Consider the following 18,542-nt stretch of genomic DNA (forward strand, 5'->3'; position numbering starts at 1 on the left):
TTGAAACTCATCTACCCGATATGCTGCGGGTTACCTTATCGATTAAAGCAGGTAAGATTGCTGCTTCTACCATTTTGCGAAAGTTAGGTACCAATAGCAGTCAGAACAAGCTCTATCGAGCGTTTCATGAGCTAGGCTGTGCCATGCGGACAGGATTTTTGCTGCAATACATTCATGATGCCGATCTGCGCGCCACCATTCAAGCTGCAACCAATAAAAGTGAGGCGTTTAATGGCTTTGCCAAATGGCTGTCTTTTGGGGGTGAGGGGGTGATTGCTACCAACAATCGTGAAGACCAACGCAAGATCATCAAGTACAACCACCTGATCGCCAATTGTCTGATTTTCTACAACGTCTTTGAAATGAGCCGGATACTCCAGGAGCTAGCACGCTCTGGCTACCCAGTTGAGTCGGAGGCGGTCGCTGCGTTGAGTCCCTACTGGACGCATCACGTTAATCGTTTCGGCATCTATGATCTCAATCTCGATCGTTGTCCACCCACACTGGATTTTGACACAGTGATTATTCCTGCACCTACAAGGTGAAGTTACTGTGCTCTAAATCCTCATTCCATAGGAGTTTCAGGGCAAGTGGTCCATTTTTACACGAATCGTTGCCGGCCCCCAATCTCAAACTTCTCAGCATCACCAAACGCAGTTAATACCGCTGCTTTCATAGATTCCATCTGTGCCAACTCTCCTTGATTTAGAATAAACAGTGCCGTTGTACAAACCGGACTTCACCCTACCAGCACTCAACTGTTCAGAACATCGTGTTATCGTTAGCCGACGCTTCCGGGATGGTCTGAAGCACGTCCCAATGCTCGACTATCTTGCCTTTATCATCCAGGCGGAAGATGTCGATGCCTGCCCAGTCGTTGTCGCTCGGCCATTGCTGGTAGCAATGCAAGACTACATAATTGCCTTCAGCGAAGACGCGCTTAAACTGGACGCACTTCCCCGGATATTCTTTCGCCATCCTCTCGAAATATTCGATGAAAGCCTGCTTCCCGTCGGCCACCGTTGGGTTGTGCTGGATGTACACATCGCCGACATATTTCTCGATGGCTTCTGCGGGCTGACACTGATTGAACATCAGGTCATAAAATGCTGTGACCGTCTGTTTGTTCTGCTCAAGTTTATCCGTCATCCGTTCCACACCTCACATCACCCAAAACGCCCAATGGCTCAAATCAGCGGCGACAAAGAAACTCGAACGCAGCGCTAGCGGCTTTAAACCGTCTGCTGCATTGTTAGCTGGTGTGAACACAGCATCTTCTTAGATTTGTGCCATGCCACCATCGACGAATAGCTCAATGCCGTTTACAAAGCTGCTGTCATCTGAAGCCAGAAAGACAACGGCTTTGGCGATCTCGTCGGGTGTGCCAGCTCGTCCCAATGGAATATTGTTAGCTTGGCTCGCCACAAATTCTTTCAACTGCTCTTCACTGAGTCCCCAGAGAAGATCGTAAGCGGGAGTCGGAATGAAACCAGGGCTGACCGCATTCACTCGAATCTGGCGGTCTTTGAGGTCGAGTGTCCAGGTGCGGGCAAACGATCGCACGGCGGCTTTGGTAGCGCCATAAACACTGAAGGCTGGGATACCCTTGATGGAATTAGTTGAGGCATTCAGGATGATGGAAGCGCCCTCTGGCATCAGTGGCAGTGCCTTCTGCACAGTGAAAAGTAGACCCTTGACATTGGTGTTGAAGGTTTTGTCAAAGTGTTCTTCGGTGATCGATCCAAGTGGGATGAGTTCTCCACCGCCAGCATTCGCAAAGATTACATCCAGGCGACCTTGCTCTTGCTCGATCGTGGCGTAAAGCCGATCAAGGTCTGCCAGATTTGAGACATCGCTCTGAATGCCAGTCACGTTCTTAGCAATTTCGTTTACAGCAGTATCAAGTTCAGTCTGACGACGACCCGTGATAAAGACATAGGCACCTTCAGCGACAAATCGCTTGGTTGTGGCAAGCCCGATACCGCTGGTGCCGCCAGTGACAAGCGCAACTTTTCCTGAGAGTTTTTGTGACATGATGTTTTCCTGGTTGAGTTTACGGGAAACGTAAGGCATGGTGATTAACGCTTATACGTCAATCGGGCATTCTTGTGAGTGTTCATCCAAGTACGAAAGTGGAATGGATGATTGCGTTTAGATGTGCGCGATAACCTTTAAGACGCAGCGCTGATCAATTCCTCGCTTTTCGCCCAGAGCTGCTTGGCTTTGTTCGCGTCGAGTGCATAGGACCTGACGCCGTCGGCAAACGGGTTGGGCGTGTCATTGATCGGCGCGATCGCGCAATCTTCGAGATAGTGTCCGCTAATCTCGTCTTTGTTAGCCACGACTGCTGCCCAGACCGATGTCGCGGCTGCCTGCGGAATTTCTTTCAACTCTTTCGGCGGCAGACCCGCTTCGGTGCGCGCTGCGTCAACGGTCTGCAAAAGTCCCTGCAACTCCTCCTGCGAGAAATGGCGGGGTAGGTCCGTGAGACTGTTTCCGGGCATCACCGAAGCAGCCCGAATGCCGCGATCGCGATGCCGCCTGTCAAACTCCACAGCGAACAGTGAATTGGCGGTTTTCGACCGGCTATAGGCGACCCATGGATCGTACGCCTGCTGCTCAAAATTCGGATCGTCTAAATCGATATCGGCACCGCGATGCGCTAGCGACGACAGCACCACCAGCCGTCCATTATCGGTGAGCAGCGGCTCGATCCCATTGATCAGGGCAAAGTGGCCAAGATGGTTCGTCCCGAACTGGACTTCAAAGCCATCGACCGTTCGACCAAACGGAGTTGCCATAACGCCAGCGTTAGCAATGATGGAATCGAACGGCTGGCCGTTAGCTAACAGTTTATCCGCACAGGCACGAACGCTTTGCAAGGATGCCAGATCGAGGTTGATCAACTCCAGGCTGCCACCTCCTTGCAAAGCGGCATCACGAACTGATGCAGTGGCTGACTCAGCTTTAGCGAGGTTTCTGACCGCGCCGACGACACTAGCCCCGTGAGCGACCAGTGAGCGGGCGGTTTCGAGTCCAATGCCCGACGATGCACCCGTAATGAGAAATCGCTTTCCCTTGAGATCAATGTCGGAAAGCACCTCGTCGGCGGTCAATTTTGCACCAAATTTTTTAGCCATTTCTTTTCCTTTCGTGTGGGTAGTTAGAAGGCACTTTGGACATAATCATCAACTCCTAAGTTCTCTTTGTCTTAGTTCACTTGAGTGTAGTCAGTTCCAACACTCAACTTCTTGCAGATTCCTATGGAGTTTCCGATGGAATTAGCGAACATATTTCAGTGTTACTTTAGTAATACCGATTCAATTTTTATATGCTACAGATGGGAGGAGGAGAATTGAGGGCTAACGAGTATGGTTGGCGTTTGCAAAATCAACATTCAAGAGAGCAAAGACGACTTGAGATTACTTCTAGCAGAACAAAAAACTGCCAGTGGCAAAGAACGCGTTCAACTGCTCTATCTCCTCAAAAGTGGGCAAGTCAAGAGCGTCAGCCAAGCTGCTCAACTGATGGGACGCAATCGAGTCACCCTAGAGCGGTGGTTAGGCAAATATCGGCAAGGCGGGCTCCACCAGTTGTTATCCCCTCATTCTGGTCGTGGACGCAAGCGGCACATTCCAGCGGAAGTTGACCAAAAGCTGCAACAGCAACTGCAACAAACCGATGGATTTGATAGCTATGGGGAGATTCAACAATGGCTCAAACAGCAGTGTCAGTTAGCAGTGAGTTATCCCGTGGTGCATCTGCATGTTCGCTATCGTCTCAAAGCTAAACTCAAAGTCCCTCGCCCTGTAAGTGCCGAGCAACAGCCCCCTCAGGTTGCTGCTTTTCAAAAACCCTCGCTGCCCGAGTTGCCCTAATCATGCTGGTGCATCCGTTTAGCAAGGTACGCTACTGGTGCCAAGATGAAACTCGATTAGGGTTAAAGACGATTCAACGACGCAAGATTACTGCAAAAGGAGTCAAGCCCGTTGGAGTAGTGCAATGGCATCGGGAGGCGTTGTATCTCTATGGCATAGTGGAGCCTCACAGCGGAGAGCATTTCTTCTATGAGTTTTCCCACCTCGATAGTGCTTGCTTTGAAGTGTTCTTGCAACAGGTGTCCCAGCAATTTCCTGACAGTCTCAACCTGATTCAGTTGGATAATGCCTCGGCTCATACGGCTAAACAAATCCAGATCCCAGACAACATCTTGTTAATCTTCCAACCGCCTCATGCTCCAGAGCTCAATCCGATTGAGCGATTATGGCAGCACTTGAAAGCAAAGTTAGCTTGGAGTCTTTACCAGACGCTTGAGCAATTACAGGAAGAGTTGACTCAGCAATTGCAGCAGTTGCAACGCCAGACGATTGCGTCTTTAACCGGTTGGGATTACATTCTCAATGCTTTATCTGTAGCAGGTATTTATTGAATTGGTATAAGACGAACAACCAAACTTATGAGCCAAACTCATGCTAAGGAGAAGGATAGCAAGGTCGGCGATCGATTAGACGGGAATGAGTGGCGATCGAATAAAGGCGATTTCAAGAGCCAGCGAGGAGGCAGCGTTGACACTGCGAGATAGAAAGAACCCCTGGCAGCAAAACCGCGTCCAGCTCTCCTAAAGGCTTCAAAGTCCTCCGGGATTAGGAAATTGAGGAAGTTGAGGAGGCAACACAGGATCTCTGAGGCTCCTCAAACACCTTCTAATCTGACTCATCTGAAAAGAATTCCTGCCCTTCGCGCTGATTTATTCCCTATCCGGCAATTTCCTGCTCCCATAGTTCTTCCAGCCGAGTTGTATACTCTGCATTCACTACCGGAACCGTATTCCCGGTCAACTCCTTGAGCGGAATCCCGTAGGCTGCCTCTACCTTCGCGAATTCCTGCTGAAGGTTCGACGGCACTTTGGTCACATCCAGCAATGGCGGATCACCCCAGACTTCCGGCTTGAATTTTTGCAGTTGCCCCTCTGGACTGGAGAGGAGATTTGCGAGGATCATTGCGCCTGCCGGATTGCTGGCATTCACCGGAATCGCAGTAAACGATGGATCATTAAGCGACACTCCCGGAATGGTAAACGCTTTGGTCGTTTTGGGAAGTTGTCCGGTTGCTAAGCCTTCTGCCACGCTGGAGACAAAGACAGGCATCATCCAGATTTCCCCGTTGGCGAAAAGCTCCTGCAAGCGAGTCTGGGTTGGCGGATAGGTTTCGCCCCGTCGCCAGAGGTGAGGCTCCAGTTCTTTCAGATAGCTCGTCACTTTGGGCGAATTCTGGTTCCACAGATCCTCGTTAAACTTTTCGCCCGCATACTGCTGATAGCCCCCCGTGACGCCATAAAGTGCCGTGAGCAAAAAGCGGCTTCCGTCAAAAACAGGCGGCGCAGCGTAGGCAAACCGTCCCGGATTGGCTTTTGCCCAGTCGAGCAATTCCTGATAGTTGGTGGGAGCACGATCGACTTTTGCGCTATCCATTGCCATCACATAATAGGAACCCGTGTAGGGAGCTTCAAAGCCATCGATCGGCAAGCCAAAATCAGACGTAACCGCTGGATTGTTCAGGTCGTAGTGCTGCATTGCGGGCAATTTCTCGGTGAAGGGTCCGAGCAGCAAATTTCCCTGCTTCATCGTGCGAAAGTTTTCACCGTTGATCCAGATCAGGTCGATGCCGCCGCCTTTGGTTTGTCCTGCCTGCACTTCGCCCGCAACTTTATTCACCGCTTCCACTGTGTCGTTAAGGGGAACGCGATTGAGCGTCAGGCTATATTGGTTCTTGAGCTGATCCGCAACCCAGCGATCGGCAAAGGCGTTGATATTGTCACTGCCCCCCCACATTGCCCAGTTCACCGTGGTTCCTTTTACAGCGGTGAGGACACCATTCCAGGAAGCCGTTTTGGGATCAAAGCCAGAGGGCGCGGTAGATTGTTGATTTTGAGCGCAGTTGCTCACCAGCGTGGCAAGATAGGCACTGCCCGACAGCAGCAGAAACCGACGACGCGAAAGGGAATCGATCATATTAATCTGATTAATCTGAAAACAACTCAGAGGTTATGCGAATGGGCACAGGGCGATGAATAGCGTATGGGAATAAGTCCACAAACAAATATAGCGAATTGTGCAAACCCTGAGGACAAACGAATGATTTATGAAGAGATTCAGTCAGCGATCGCTCAGGGAAGAAACGAGAAGAACAAAGGAATTCTACAGGTCGCTGAATTCCTGCTGCTTAGAGTTTGGTTTAATTACAGATTGCATTCCCCGAAATACCACCTTATAAAGCAATTTACTGTCCTGCGGTAGATGTTTCTGTCACTGGAAAACACCACAGCGCATCGAGTGGCAGCACAGCCCAAACGGTCTGGTCGATGTGCCAATCCTGACCGGGTGTCGTCCAAACTTGCAGCGTTAAATCGCCAGCAGTGAGGGTGAGTCGTCGCTGTGTGCCCATAAATCGATTTACGGTTACGATTGCTTGAATGCAGTTCACGGTCTCGATCGGCGCAGGGAAAATTTGAATTTGTTCGGGGCGAATTGTGACCCAGACCCTTCCTTCAGCAGGCTGTTGACTGGTGAGAATTTGACGATTCTCTAAAGTCCATTGCGTTCCCCTTGCCTCCGCCAAAAAGAAATTCACGCCACCCATAAAGCGAGCCGTTCTTTCATCAACAGGCTGACCATAAAGCTGCTCTGGAGGTGCGACCTGCCGTAAACGTCCGTCAAACATGAGCGCGATTCGCTGCGCCATCACCACCGCTTCTGACTGATCATGCGTGACAACCAGCATGGTGATTCCAGTGTCTGCCTGCAAGCGCAAAATTAGCTCCTGCATTTCTTCGCGCAGATTCGCATCGAGGGCAGAGAGGGGTTCATCGAGCAGCAGCAGCTTGGGCTGAATAATCAGCGATCGTGCCAGAGCGACCCGCTGCGCCTGACCGCCAGAGAGTTCAGCAGGTTTTCGGTTGGCAAAGCCTTCCAACTGCACCTGACTGAGGATTAATTTTGCTTTTGACTCGCGATCGACCCGATTCACGCCACGCATTTTTAGCCCAAACGCCACATTCTCGCCCACCGTCAAATGGGGAAACAGCAAGCCGCGCTGAAGCACCAAGGCGATATCTCGCTTTTCCGGCGGCACAGCGTTGAGGGTTTTGCCATCCAGGACGATCGATCCCGTATCCGGTCGCCGCATTCCCGCAATCATTTGCAGCGTCGTCGATTTGCCGCAGCCCGATGGACCCAGCAACGCCAAAATTTCGCCTGCATTCACGCTGAGCCATAAATCTTGAACTGCCGTTACGTCCTGAAAACGTTTCGTCAAATTTTGCAGCAGCAAATGTTCCATCATGTTTCCTGGACGTTCTCCTAGACGTTTCCCCAGATGCTTCCCCAGATGTTTCCTTAGACATTCCCCAGCCCACCTAACGCCACATCATTTTGCAGCGATCGACTTGCCAACACTAAGAATACTAAACCGGGAACGACCGAAGTGATGGCAACGGCTGCGGTTAAGCCTTGATTGCCGCCTTGCAGCAGCGTAAACAGCACCATCGGCAGGGTAAATACTCGTCCGCCTCCCACAATAAACGTCAGCAGGAACTCATTCCAGGAAATGAGAAACGCAAACAGCGCGCCCACAACCACACCGGGCGCAATCAGCGGTAGCGTCACCTGCAAAAAAGTCTGGATTGGGGAAGCTCCTAGCGATCGTGCCTGAATCTCGTAGCCCGTCTCAAAATTAGCAAACACACTCGCCAGCACCAGCGTCATGTAGGGAATTGTCGGCATTAAATGCACCAGCGCCACACCTGCCAACGTCCCGTTCAGCCCCAGCCGAATCAGCACAAACTGAATTCCCATTAGCGTTGCCAGCGGAGACACAATAATCGGCGTCAGCAAAAACAGCTTCAGAACTGCCTTCCCCGGAAACGCCATCATCCCCAAAGCCCGCCCCGCCGGAAGCCCTACCAGCAAGGATAGAACAGTTGTAATCAGGGCGATCGTCAAACTTTGCAGCAGTCCCTCTGCCACTCTCGCCGTGCCAAACAGAACTTCTGTCCAATGCTCCAGCGTCCACTGAACAGGGATAAGCTGCGGAAAAAACCAGCCCTGCGCGAACGACCAAATCAACAGCGGCAGGAACGGTAGGAATAGAACGACGATGATCAGAAAAAGTAAACTATTTCGCATTCTCAAGAATGGTTGAGAGGTCATAAATGTCCTACATTGCCCCCTGAGTTTTCTAACTTTAGGGGACTTTGAGAGCGAGCGAAGAGCCAGGCTTTTCAGGAATGGGCATTTTTCCTAAAGTCTCTCCTGCCAAGCCCAGTACCAGGTTTTCAGGCAAACGGCAGTGCCTTCAAGTTTGACGGCGGGAAGTAATTTGCAAGTAAACCACAATCAGCCCGATCGCAATCACCGCCAGAATCAACCCCAGGGCGATCGCTTCAGGACGACTTGCCAGATCGCTATCGGTAAACGATCGGTAAACGAGAACAGGCAGGGTACGAGGACGAGTTGAACCAAGCAAAAAAGGCACTTCAAAGGACGAAAAGATGTATCCAAAGACAATCAAACTGGACGACAAAATTCCCGGTTTCATCATCGGAAAAGTAACATTCCAGAAGCACTGCCAGCGATTCGCGCCCAACGCACGCGCCTGAGTTTCATATCCAGGATTGATACCGCGCAGAACGGCTAAAAGAATCAGCGTGATAAACGGAATCTCTTTCCAGAGGAAATGCAGAATGACACCGATATTTGCTACATCGTTAACCAGCAGTGGAAAATTCTGATCCGACTGAATCCAGCCCAGCGTAAACGCAATCCGCGACAGCAGACCGCTCGGCGACAGCAACAGCAGCATTCCTGTTACGCCAACCAGGTGGGGAATGGGCAACGTAATCTGACAGGCAAAACTCGCCCATCGTCCCGCCGATCGCAGCAGCAAGGCTAATCCCACGCTGAGAATGGTTGAAAGCCCGGTTGAGACAACCGCAATATAAAAGCTAAGCCACAGCGATCGCCAAACTTCTGAGCTGGCAAAAACTGATCGATAGGCTGCCAGGTTAGGCTGTCCTGAACCAAGAATCGTCAGTAGCCCCAAACTTTGCAGCAGTGCCAGAATCAGTCCACCGCCGAACAAAAGACCAACCACGCTCAGCGCAGGCAGCAGCAGCAAATACGCCCGTCCCGTCTGCCCCAGTTCACGCAGGTTGAACCCCCTTTGTCTCCCAGGTTTGCTAATCTGCACCCGATTCCTCCAGCCATTGCATTACTTCCTGCCACAGTTCTGGAAACTGCTGACGGCTTTGCTCCAGTCGTCTCATGCGTTCCTTTGCGCTGAAACTTTCCTCTGAGCCAGCATACCAGCGATTTGCCGTAATCCAATAGCCTGCTGTCCAGCACAGCGATCGAACTGCAGGATACACTCCAAACGCCGCAAAATGCCGAGCAATCCGATTCGCTAAATCCTGATTCTCCAGCGCATCATAATAGCACTGCAAAAAGAAGGCGCGATCGGCTGTGGGTAAGCGGTAATTCTGACAGCGAACGATCGTTACAGGCGATAGAAAATGCCCTAAATCCCCTGCTGGAGAGCCTAACTCTGCCCATTCCCAATCGATCAGACGGGCCTGGCGATCGTTCACCACCCAATTCTCATAGGTGTGATCGCTATGCACCAAACAAAGATGGGGAGATTCTCGCAGCCATTCCTCGCGCCATAAATTTTGCTCTGCTTTTTTCAGTACCGCTTCTATCATCGCCACAATCTCTGGATCGGCATCGGCAGAATCTAGATAGGGCTGAGCATATTGTTTTGCTTCCTGGTAAAACAGCGTTAATGGTTCCTGAATCATCGGTACAGCATTTTTGAGACGATCGATTTCATAGCCTTTCTGAGACGGCAAAGAATGCAGCCGCGCTAAAGTCTCAGCACATTTTTGCAGATGCACTCGACTATAATTCAGTGAATCTCCTGGAAGATAGCCAGTAATCAAATAAGTATAGGAAAAATCATTCGATCGTTCTAACTGGGCTGCAATAAGCTGATGCCCAATTTCCGTACCATTTAGATATTCAAGAATTGATTTTTCAAACCGCGTAACGCGTCGAATATCCCCTTCAAATCGCTGATTCGGTGTGTTGACTGCAACTCGCACAATTTGCCGATCGCCCAATCGAAAAATAACGTTTGCCTCTCCGTGGGCGAATAGCTGAACTGGATCAGTAAGCGATCGGGTTTGTTGCAGATGAGCGGTGAGCCGCTGCTGAAGTTGGGATAAATCGATCGATTGGGTGGGCATAAGGGCAATCGCCAATAGACGCTATCTTGCCCTAGAATACCAATTTCCTGGAAGTCGAAATGGCTTACTCAACTTATACTCATGCCAATCATAAAGTGGTTGATAGCCGATCGCCAGAATTTCTTCGTTTTCCTCTACAATCGCAATTCGCGGCGGCTTAGAAAAGCGATCGGGAAAATGAATCCATCGTAGCAACAACGCCAGCAGCAAATTATGCTCAGCTTCAGCATGAAGCAGGTAGGACTGAACCCGATCGCTCAACAATGGAACGGATTGAAACTGCTCGATTCCCTTCAGAAAATGCAGTTACATGGATGTTTAACTCAGTTGGAACTTCTAGAACTTCGTGCGAATCACCCGTTCTCCCAGTTGCCGATCGACTGCCGATTCGCCCAAATCGCGCACCACAAACGATCGTTGTAGCCAGCGATCGAAACCATCATAACGAGGCACAAACGAAGACCGTCCGTGAACGGTGCGCCGATTGTCGATGCAGAGCAGATCGCCAGAGTTCAGCTTGACTCCCCGATAAACGGACACAACGGCATCTTTAAGAGCTTCTAGCGCTGCTTCTGCTTCAGGCGTGATTGCCGTCATCAAATCCTCGTCGTAGTTGAGGAACGGGTCGTGACGGTTGCCGTACAGCACAGGCAGCACCGGACCGTTGCCCTTCACGGTTTGCAAATTGCCAAAGGAATAGTCGATGCCCGTTCGATAAAGCGGCTGAAACAGAAGTTCTCGATGGGCGTCTGACAACAGCGGCAGAGCATGGCTAATACTGGCATAAGTCGTTTCGGCAGCGCGATCGTGATCCGGGCGCAGACAATAAAGCAGCAAATATTCCGGCGCATAGGGATGAAACACCGTTTCGCGATGAAACTGAAGCTGCACCTGAGAACCGCTCGAAGCCTGAATTTTCTCGGTTCCTTTTACTGGAGCAAGATTTTGAAACAGATCGCCGTTTTTCTCTTGAATGTAGGACACCAGATGCCCCAGACGGCTGCCGATCATCGCTAAACAGCGTTCGCTGACGTGGGTTTTCTTTTCCGCCGTTTGCTTCGCAGTTCCCCGGAGGGGTAATCGCTTCGCGTCAGACGGTGTATGAATTTGCGGAAGGTCTGGCTCGATCGGCAACCCTCGCAGCAGCAAAATCCCTTCCGGGTTGGAATGCACTTGAAACTCCAGCAGTGCCCGGCGCAGGAAGCGAGGCATCTCGTCCGCCCGCATTTCACACTCAAACAAAAATTCCTCGGTTTCCTCGTAGGGATCGGCTCCAGGCGTGAGAAACAACGCTAAAGTCTGCTCGTCCAACTCGTAGCGGTCCACCAGATGCAGCGCGTGAGAAGCGACCTTAACGGTTTGCATCACAGCCTCCTTGATCCTTAATGATCCGAAAGATTCATGCACAGGAATGTGCGAAGGGCGATCCTAGCTTATCTTTCTTCTCAAAATTGCTGCCAGGGAGACAATGCGGAGGGATTGCTCCAATTGATCCAGAAGCCGGCTTGATCCAGAAGTCGGCAGTAGGCTTCACCAAACCTACGATCGCATTCTCAAAATGCTAATCACTCTGATCAGAACCGCTTTCACCTGGACTCTCACTCCTTGGCTCAAACGCTAACCCCTCACTCCCTCACACTCCTCCAAATACCGCCCGATCGCCCGCTCGAGAGTCGGTAGCAAAATGCCCCGTTCACTGGAAAGTGCACTGTACATTGGACGCGGAGCAGTGAAGCCGAGATCTTCAGTAGGACGGGCTTCAATTTGAGGTGATCGCATTCCTGCCATTTCTGCTGCTTGCCGCGCCAGGTTTGCCCAGGTGATTTCGCCCGGATTTGCCAGATGCCACAAACCGCATTCGCCGTCGATCAGCAGATCCAGCGTGGTATTTACCAGATCAGGGACGTAGGTGGGGGAAACGATCGCATCTTCTGCCGCCACAAACGGTTTCCCAGCCGCCAGGGTTCTGAGGGCGATTGTCACGAAATTGTGCTGATCCCAGGGTCCGAAGAAGGCACTGGTGCGAATCACCAAAGCGCAGGGATGGGCAGATAGCACCCACTGTTCAGCAGTTGCCTTGCTGTGTCCGTAAACGTTAAGTGGCGCGACATCGTGGCTTTCGAGATAGGGCTGGGTTTGGTTGCCGTCAAACACCAAGTCTGAGGAGAAAGTGACATAGCCAACATTGTGCTGCACACAAGACTGCGCCAGAATTGCCGCCCCTTCCGCGTTGATTTGCCGACATGCCTGGGGTTCATGTTCTGCGTCATCGACCCGCACATAGCCCGCCGTGTTAATCACTGCCCAGGGCTTTAGCTCTGCCAAAACGCGATCGACCGATTCCCGCTGAGTAATATCCATTTCCCGGCGAGACAGTAGCCGATAGGGAATTCCCCGAACTTCACAAATGCGAGCAAATGCCCGTCCCAGCGTTCCAGTCGCGCCTGTAATCAGCACCGGGGCAACGGTATCGAGTCGGGCCGAAACCGATGGCTGCACGGCGATACCTCCCTGCTCCTGACAGTTTACGGGCGGATAAAGAAGGCGATCGTCCCGTTTCCACCAGCCCGGAATTTCGAGCAATGGATGCTGATAATCTCGTCCTTCGCCGAAATAGCGCATCATCAGGGCTAACGCAGTCGGACGCGGGGCAGGAGCGCGGAGGTCAAACACGCCAGGTTCGTAAAAGCCCTCATTGCGGGTGAGCAGCGTATTCCAGTCATAAGCCCCCAGCAGTGACCAAACCGTAACCGCCTGAATTAGAATGCCTTCCTGTTGCAACGCCTGAGCATCTTGCCAGACTTCCTGGAGCCAGCGCAATTGCTCTTCGCGAGTGCAGCCCAAATGCACTTCTGTAACGGCGACGCGAGGCGATTCTCCCTGCGGGGTGATCGTTCCTTGGTAGCGATCCCAGACTTCGCGCAGCAAGTCCTTCGGCGTGGGAATGCCTGCGGCACAAACGCGAACCGCTTCCACATCAGCGTATGAGTGCTTGCCGTTGCCACCATGTGTATGGGCAGGATAGCGATCGAGCCGTTCATCCAGAAACCGATCGCTGGTCATGTAGTGGTTAATGCCAAACACATCCGGCGGACAGGGATGCGCCCCAAACCAATCTAGTTCTGCCTCGGTGATGCCTGCCTTCAGCAAATACTTCCACATGGCATGGGTGCGATCGACCCGACCACAAACCAAATCAAATGATAGCCAGCGACGCTCGTTTTCAAATTCTGCCTGATACGCGAGCAGCGGCGTGCTGAACATCTTGCCCAGATCCTCGGTTTGAATCAGCTGAGCGGCAGGATTAATTTCGCGAATCGCCTGCATCGACAGCACCACCGCGCGACATTCGTTCAGCAGACACCGTAAAAACGTAGTATCGTCCCGACCGTGGGGATACCAGAGACCGTATAAGCCGCTAAATCGGGCAGTGGTCAGCGGTTCATTGATCGGCGTGTAGGCATCAATCCAGGGATAGCGCGTTGCGACTGCACGGGCAAACTGAGCTAGCTTTTCGCCAAACTGCGGATCGATCAAACTGGTAGAGGCAGGTCCACTGCCGTGATGCACCAAGCCTGCGATCGGGCGAATGTCCAGCTCCCGCAAACGATTTAGGCGATCGTCTGTCCAGCTCCAGTCGGCGCAATCAATTCCCCCAGGGGCAATGCGCTCCCACACTACCGGATAGCGAATTGCCTTCACACCCAACGCGGCAAACTGCTCCAGATCTTCAGTACGGCTGTAGTGTCCGTTGCGCTCAAGCTGGTCAAAAAATCGATCGCCCACCCGATTTACGGTGCATTCAATGCCAGCCCAAAGTTCCACGATCGGCGTTTGCCCTGCCTGTGTCATGCGGTGTTGCGCTCCAACTGACTGCTAGATTAGCGTTTAACTTTCCGTTTAACTTGCTCAGCTTGCCGAACTTCCCAATTCTGGCTACCGGATTTTGCCTATGTATTCTGGCTACTGGGTGCTCCCAAGTTTCCTGATGGGTGTTCAGAGCGTTTCAGCCCCCTAGATTCCAATTCTGGGCGACTTTGAGCGATCGAGCGGCAGAAACGGTTCGACAGTCCACCTCAATTGGGGGACAAAGGAATCTTGCAGACGAACAGGCTCTTGGAATCAGCGATCGAAATGGATGTACACAGAAGCCTATTCTGAAAAAAACTTCATTGGCCTGCGGATTTCAAAGTCCCCCACCGTAGAGGAATTTAGGAGGCAATGTAGAACCTCAAACACGTCTCAAGTAGCTGAGAAAATCAACAGTTTTCAATTCACGAACTAGCGATTGATCACCACTTCCAGCGATTCCTTGCTGCTGAGCTGCTTGAAGATTGTCAACGCCTGCGCCACAACCTGATCCATGTTGTAATACTTGTAGGTCGCCAGTCGTCCCACAAAATGCACGTCGGGCGTTGCGTCGGCTAAGGCTTTGTACTTTTTGTACAGCTCGGCGTTTTCCGGACGGGGAACCGGATAGTAGGGGTCGCCCTCGGCTCTGGGATATTCGTACACGATGCTGGTTTTGTTGTGTTCCTGCCCAGTGAGATACTTAAACTCGGTGATGCGTGTATAGAGGTGTTCGTTGGGATAGTTCACCACGGGCGCATCCTGGAAGACGGGCTTATCATGGGTTTCGTGCTTGAACTGGAGCGATCGATAAGGCAGCTTCCCATAGCGATAATCAAAAAATTCATCCACCGGACCCGTGTAGATCATTTCCTTGAAAGGAATGACGTTCATAATTTCCCGATAGTCGGTGTTGAGCATGATTCTGATGTTGGGATTAGTCAACATCCGCTCAAACATCCGTGTAAAGCCGTGCAGCGGCATTGCCTGATAAGTATCGGTGAAATAGCGATCATCCCGGTTTATGCGGGTGGGAACGCGGGCAGTTACGGAGCGATCGAGTTCAGACGGATCCATATCCCACTGTTTGCGCGTGTAGTTGCGGAAGAACTTTTCGTACAGTTCTCGCCCAACCTTACTCACCACCACATCTTCCGAGGTCAAAATCTGGTCACGCGGTTCTGCAACGGATGCAAAAAACTCTTCGACCTGGAATGAAGTTAACTTTAGCCCGTACAGTTTATTAATCGTATCCAGATTGATCGGAATCGGGACAAGCTGACCGTCTACGCTGGCAAGTACACGGTGTTCATAGCGTCGCCACTCAGTAAACTGCGACAAATACTCAAACACATCCCGCGCATTCGTATGGAAAATATGCGGACCATACCGATGCACTAAAATTCCATTGTCATCGTAGTGATCGTAAGCGTTTCCAGCAATGTGATTGCGGCGATCGACAATCAAAACTTTTTTCTCAAGCTGGCTTGCAAGCCGCTCTGCTAAAACGCTGCCTGCGAAACCTGCACCAACTATTAAATAATCAAACATTTAAGACATCCTCTCAGTGAAGTGTTAGCGAATAATGATGTAAATCGTTTAGTCGAATGAAGGGAACAAGATCAAATGCGCTCTAAAAAATCGAGAAGAAGCCTGTAGCGTGAGCACAACCAATGGAGTCTCAGAAATAGATACGTTAGGAAACCACTAACGCATCGACTGTAAATAGTGAACATTGAACGCTTCAAAATTTGGGATTCGATCGAGAGGAGACTCAGCAGCCTCCCCCGTCGTTTCTGCAGCTTAGATTGCCACTTCTTTGTCAGTTACGGCAGACATCGGTTCTTTCGCTGCGCTCTGCGCTGATCGCTTTACTCCCGCTTGAGCAGATTTTCCGGGCTTCGATGCTCCTGCAACGGGTTGCGTCATCGCTTCGCTAAACTGCTGCTGCTTGCGAGCGATCGTCTTTTGCATCAGGTCGCTCATGGTTGACCAGGTGCGATCCCACGAGGTCTGCGACAGAAAAGCATCCACGCGATCGAGCCATTCAGGATCTTGTCCCTGCTGCATCGCCGTTTCGATCGCTGCCACAAACTCCTCAGCCGTTTCAGCAATTTGCACCAAATTCTGCTCGCCATAGGGGCGTACGACATCCCGAATCGGGGTCGAAACAACGGGCTTTCCGCCTGCTAGATATTCGGGCGTTTTCGTGGGGCTGATAAAGCGAGTCGATTCATTCCGGGCAAACGGCAGCAGTGCAACATCCCAGCCTGCCAGATAGTGCGGCAGCTCCGAATAAGATTTGCCGCCAAGATAGTGAATATTGGCATAGCGCGGCAGGCTGGCGGGATCAATCTTCACCACCGGACCAATCATGACAAACTGCCATTCTGGTTTCGCCTGAGCAATTTGATCGAGCAGCGCAATGTCAAAGCGTTCGTCCAGCACACCATAGAAGCCCATGCGAGGATGGGGAATTCCTGCCTGGTCGGCTGGGTCTGCCGGAGCCTGACGCGCCTGATTGAAATGGGCGGCCTCAATGCTGCTGGGAAACGCATACGCCTGCGGATGGCGATCGCGCTTCGCTTCGTAAAGGCTTTGCCCCCCTGTAAAAACCAGGTCTGCCATATCGAACAACCGCTCTTCGCGCTCACGCAGAGCAGGCGGCGCACCTTTGAACGCAGACAGTTCATCCATACAGTCATACACGACTAGCGACGGGGTGAGATGCTCGGCAAGCGGCAGCATCATGGGCGTGTAATACCAGCAGATGTAGTCGTGAATCTCTTGCTCTGCCATCAAGTCATCAATCAACCCTTGCAGAATGGCGATCGTCACATCCTCGGTCAATCCCTTTGGCAAATGAGGGACAGCAACCCACACTCCACACTCGCGCCTGCTCACCTCAAGCCGCCAGTGATTTTCATCGGTGAACATGGGTTCTTCAATGAAAAAGACTCTGCGTTCTGATGCACAGCGACTCAACAAGTGCTGAGGACGCTGGTAAACAAAATCCCATCGCAAGTGGGACAAACAGATCAGATCAGGCATATCAGATGAATATTTGCCGTTAATCTGTTCATTTAAAGGGTGATTCGACATTCTGACCTCAAAAGTTGAAACGAAGTGAAACAGTTAAAGATAAACCTCAAATTGCTTCAGAAATTAGGAAGATAATTCTCAGATCAACGGTTCGTTCACATAGGAAATTGATATCTTCCCTGAACTGAGGAAGGGAACAGGAAGGCAATTCCTCGATTAAAAACTTATCAGTTCTAATTGCTTCTAAACATCCAACTAAAGGATAGATGATGTACGCCTAAAGGGGGATATGCTCAGCCCTGTAGACTGTAGCTACCTCGCACAGTAGAGTTACAAAGCTACTAAACAAGAAGTACTTCTTGGGGTAGAATCTCTATTCTGGCAATAGATTTTCTCAAAGTGCATTGGAGATTAGCAATTATGTAGCAATTCAATGCGAGCATTTATTTTGCCTACATCCTTGAGTTCTTTATTAGCGTGATTGGCTGTTTAAAAAGCAATCTATCAAAAATTTAGGTGTTGAATAATTTCCCCAACTCTAATCAAAAGTTAGGGTTGCTTTAGGAGAGTATTTGAGAATGTTTGAGGACTTTTGAGATGTTTAAAACGAATCAATTGTCCTGTTTTTTTCCTAGATTCGCTATAAATAAAAAACTTTGAGAACTCGGAAGCGAACGAAGCTTTTCCGAGAATTGAAAAGCCAAAATTGGAAAACCAGAACTAGAAAACCAGAGTTGGAAAATTAGCGAAGCAATTCGGCTTATCAGGATGCGATCGGGTTTGCAGCATCGGCCCAGGCGGGGCAGGATGAGCAGTTGCCCTCGCCGGACAATGACAGTAGTGTCACTGAAAGACGGTAATACCACCGAAAAATGAATAAATGTGAAGGAAAAATAAAGCTGAAGGACATATCAAGACGAACCGCTGCAGTTTGACTAAGGGATAAGCCCTTGGGCGGCGCTCGACTTCAGCTCAAGCCTGCAACGGTCACAAAAGTTCTTTTAGCTGCAGCTAGACCCCGTAATGTCTACAAATTCACAGAAATCTTTTCCTAACTTGATGTAAATTTTTAGAAAATCCCCCATTGCACAATATTACTTTTTAAGCAGTGCTCTTATGCTTGAAGCTATGGGTAAAGTAAAAAATATAAGTATATTTTCTGAGGAAAGCGGCGCATGGGTACTTACAAGAACATCATGGAGCTATTGGTCGAGGAGGAAGTCATTCGTCAGTGCAAAACGCTTTCTGCCCGTGCCTCTGCCTATATCAACTCAGAGGAACTGATTGCCTATGCTCTGAATCAACTGCCGCCACTGTATGCGACCAGCGAGCAGGGTTTGGAATACCAGAT

At 50.7% G+C, this 18,542-nt stretch carries 18 protein-coding genes; 5 read left to right on the plus strand and 13 right to left on the minus strand.

Features of this window, described 5'->3' with window-relative positions; translation table 11 throughout:
• Positions 1–545 (plus strand): Tn3 family transposase (locus H6F80_RS15315; RefSeq protein ID WP_190792395.1); only part of this gene is annotated, 545 nt, incomplete at its 5' end.
• 217 nt (positions 546–762) lie between these two features.
• On the opposite strand, the gene H6F80_RS15320 is transcribed toward H6F80_RS15315, so the two are convergent.
• From H6F80_RS15320 to H6F80_RS15330, 3 genes are all read right to left on the minus strand, one after another.
• Positions 763–1,149 carry a nuclear transport factor 2 family protein gene (locus H6F80_RS15320; protein ID WP_190792396.1) on the minus strand — a complete coding sequence of 129 codons (387 nt, stop codon included), beginning with the start codon at positions 1,147–1,149 and terminating at the stop codon, positions 763–765.
• A gap of 129 nt (positions 1,150–1,278) precedes the next feature.
• Positions 1,279–2,073, minus strand: coding sequence for an SDR family oxidoreductase (locus H6F80_RS15325; RefSeq protein WP_242067383.1), 795 nt, complete (start codon positions 2,071–2,073; stop codon positions 1,279–1,281).
• A gap of 98 nt (positions 2,074–2,171) precedes the next feature.
• Positions 2,172–3,140 (minus strand): SDR family NAD(P)-dependent oxidoreductase, encoded by a 969-nt coding sequence (locus H6F80_RS15330; protein ID WP_190792398.1) that lies wholly within the window; start codon positions 3,138–3,140, stop codon positions 2,172–2,174.
• A gap of 231 nt (positions 3,141–3,371) precedes the next feature.
• Between H6F80_RS15330 and H6F80_RS29185 the strand changes: the two genes are divergently transcribed.
• Genes H6F80_RS29185 through H6F80_RS30425 form a run of 3 tightly spaced genes read left to right on the plus strand, consistent with a single transcriptional unit; the run spans position 3,372 to position 4,582 of the window.
• Positions 3,372–3,878 carry a helix-turn-helix domain-containing protein gene (locus H6F80_RS29185; RefSeq protein WP_199296599.1) on the plus strand — a complete coding sequence of 169 codons (507 nt, stop codon included), beginning with the start codon at positions 3,372–3,374 and terminating at the stop codon, positions 3,876–3,878.
• A 2-nt stretch (positions 3,879–3,880) separates the two neighbouring features.
• The gene (locus H6F80_RS29190) at positions 3,881–4,429 is read left to right on the plus strand and encodes an IS630 family transposase (protein ID WP_199296600.1); all 549 of its coding nucleotides are present in this window, start codon (positions 3,881–3,883) and stop codon (positions 4,427–4,429) included.
• 27 nt (positions 4,430–4,456) lie between these two features.
• Complete coding sequence (locus H6F80_RS30425; RefSeq protein ID WP_277879169.1) at positions 4,457–4,582, plus strand: hypothetical protein; 126 nt, start codon at positions 4,457–4,459, stop codon at positions 4,580–4,582.
• 172 nt (positions 4,583–4,754) lie between these two features.
• Here H6F80_RS30425 and H6F80_RS15340 read toward each other — a convergent pair whose 3' ends face one another.
• The 10 genes from H6F80_RS15340 to H6F80_RS15385 all read right to left on the minus strand — a co-directional run bounded on the left by H6F80_RS15340 (position 4,755) and on the right by H6F80_RS15385 (position 17,251).
• A complete protein-coding gene (locus H6F80_RS15340; protein ID WP_190792399.1) occupies positions 4,755–6,011 on the minus strand; it encodes an ABC transporter substrate-binding protein in 1,257 nt (418 codons plus the stop codon).
• A 268-nt stretch (positions 6,012–6,279) separates the two neighbouring features.
• On the minus strand, positions 6,280–7,341 hold the full coding sequence (locus tag H6F80_RS15345) for an ABC transporter ATP-binding protein (RefSeq protein ID WP_206755077.1): 1,062 nt from the start codon (positions 7,339–7,341) through the stop codon (positions 6,280–6,282).
• Positions 7,342–7,394: 53 nt separating this feature from the next.
• On the minus strand, positions 7,395–8,207 hold the full coding sequence (locus H6F80_RS15350) for an ABC transporter permease (RefSeq protein ID WP_190792401.1): 813 nt from the start codon (positions 8,205–8,207) through the stop codon (positions 7,395–7,397).
• A gap of 145 nt (positions 8,208–8,352) precedes the next feature.
• On the minus strand, positions 8,353–9,246 hold the full coding sequence (locus H6F80_RS29925; protein WP_190792402.1) for an ABC transporter permease subunit: 894 nt from the start codon (positions 9,244–9,246) through the stop codon (positions 8,353–8,355).
• On the minus strand, positions 9,236–10,315 hold the full coding sequence (locus H6F80_RS15360; RefSeq protein WP_190792403.1) for a phosphotransferase family protein: 1,080 nt from the start codon (positions 10,313–10,315) through the stop codon (positions 9,236–9,238). Before H6F80_RS15360 ends, H6F80_RS29925 begins: the two co-directional genes overlap by 11 nt.
• 6 nt (positions 10,316–10,321) lie before the next feature.
• On the minus strand, positions 10,322–10,561 hold the full coding sequence (locus tag H6F80_RS15365) for a hypothetical protein (RefSeq protein ID WP_190792404.1): 240 nt from the start codon (positions 10,559–10,561) through the stop codon (positions 10,322–10,324).
• Positions 10,562–10,636: 75 nt separating this feature from the next.
• On the minus strand, positions 10,637–11,665 hold the full coding sequence (locus tag H6F80_RS15370) for a TauD/TfdA family dioxygenase (RefSeq protein ID WP_190792405.1): 1,029 nt from the start codon (positions 11,663–11,665) through the stop codon (positions 10,637–10,639).
• Between the two features lie 252 nt (positions 11,666–11,917).
• Positions 11,918–14,152: a family 1 glycosylhydrolase gene (locus H6F80_RS15375; RefSeq protein WP_190792406.1), complete on the minus strand. Its 2,235-nt coding sequence runs from the start codon at positions 14,150–14,152 to the stop codon at positions 11,918–11,920.
• A 429-nt stretch (positions 14,153–14,581) separates the two neighbouring features.
• Positions 14,582–15,700: a UDP-galactopyranose mutase gene (gene glf / locus H6F80_RS15380; RefSeq protein WP_190792407.1), complete on the minus strand. Its 1,119-nt coding sequence runs from the start codon at positions 15,698–15,700 to the stop codon at positions 14,582–14,584.
• A 252-nt stretch (positions 15,701–15,952) separates the two neighbouring features.
• Positions 15,953–17,251, minus strand: a complete 1,299-nt coding sequence (locus H6F80_RS15385; protein ID WP_190792408.1) for a glycosyltransferase family 1 protein — start codon at positions 17,249–17,251, stop codon at positions 15,953–15,955.
• A gap of 1,136 nt (positions 17,252–18,387) precedes the next feature.
• Here H6F80_RS15385 and H6F80_RS15390 point away from each other — a divergent pair.
• Positions 18,388–18,542: late competence development ComFB family protein (locus H6F80_RS15390; protein ID WP_242067385.1), on the plus strand; the 155-nt coding region annotated here is incomplete at its 3' end.

It is taken from the genome of Leptolyngbya sp. FACHB-711, assembly GCF_014695615.1.
In the GTDB taxonomy this organism is placed as follows: Bacteria; Cyanobacteriota; Cyanobacteriia; order Elainellales; family Elainellaceae; genus Leptolyngbya_A.

Bases quoted from the DNA above. Each gene is read 5' to 3' on its own strand.
- H6F80_RS15320 (WP_190792396.1), bottom strand. From the start codon at position 1,149: ATGACGGATAAACTTGAGCAGAACAAACAGACGGTCACAGCATTTTAT.
- H6F80_RS15325 (WP_242067383.1), bottom strand. From the start codon at position 2,073: ATGCCTTACGTTTCCCGTAAACTCAACCAGGAAAACATCATGTCACAA.
- H6F80_RS15330 (WP_190792398.1), bottom strand. From the start codon at position 3,140: ATGGCTAAAAAATTTGGTGCAAAATTGACCGCCGACGAGGTGCTTTCC.
- H6F80_RS29185 (WP_199296599.1), top strand. From the start codon at position 3,372: ATGGTTGGCGTTTGCAAAATCAACATTCAAGAGAGCAAAGACGACTTG.
- H6F80_RS29190 (WP_199296600.1), top strand. From the start codon at position 3,881: ATGCTGGTGCATCCGTTTAGCAAGGTACGCTACTGGTGCCAAGATGAA.
- H6F80_RS30425 (WP_277879169.1), top strand. From the start codon at position 4,457: ATGAGCCAAACTCATGCTAAGGAGAAGGATAGCAAGGTCGGCGATCGA.
- H6F80_RS15340 (WP_190792399.1), bottom strand. From the start codon at position 6,011: ATGATCGATTCCCTTTCGCGTCGTCGGTTTCTGCTGCTGTCGGGCAGT.
- H6F80_RS15345 (WP_206755077.1), bottom strand. From the start codon at position 7,341: ATGATGGAACATTTGCTGCTGCAAAATTTGACGAAACGTTTTCAGGAC.
- H6F80_RS15350 (WP_190792401.1), bottom strand. From the start codon at position 8,207: ATGACCTCTCAACCATTCTTGAGAATGCGAAATAGTTTACTTTTTCTG.
- H6F80_RS15370 (WP_190792405.1), bottom strand. From the start codon at position 11,665: ATGCAAACCGTTAAGGTCGCTTCTCACGCGCTGCATCTGGTGGACCGC.
- H6F80_RS15375 (WP_190792406.1), bottom strand. From the start codon at position 14,152: ATGACACAGGCAGGGCAAACGCCGATCGTGGAACTTTGGGCTGGCATT.
- glf (WP_190792407.1), bottom strand. From the start codon at position 15,700: ATGTTTGATTATTTAATAGTTGGTGCAGGTTTCGCAGGCAGCGTTTTA.
- H6F80_RS15385 (WP_190792408.1), bottom strand. From the start codon at position 17,251: ATGTCGAATCACCCTTTAAATGAACAGATTAACGGCAAATATTCATCT.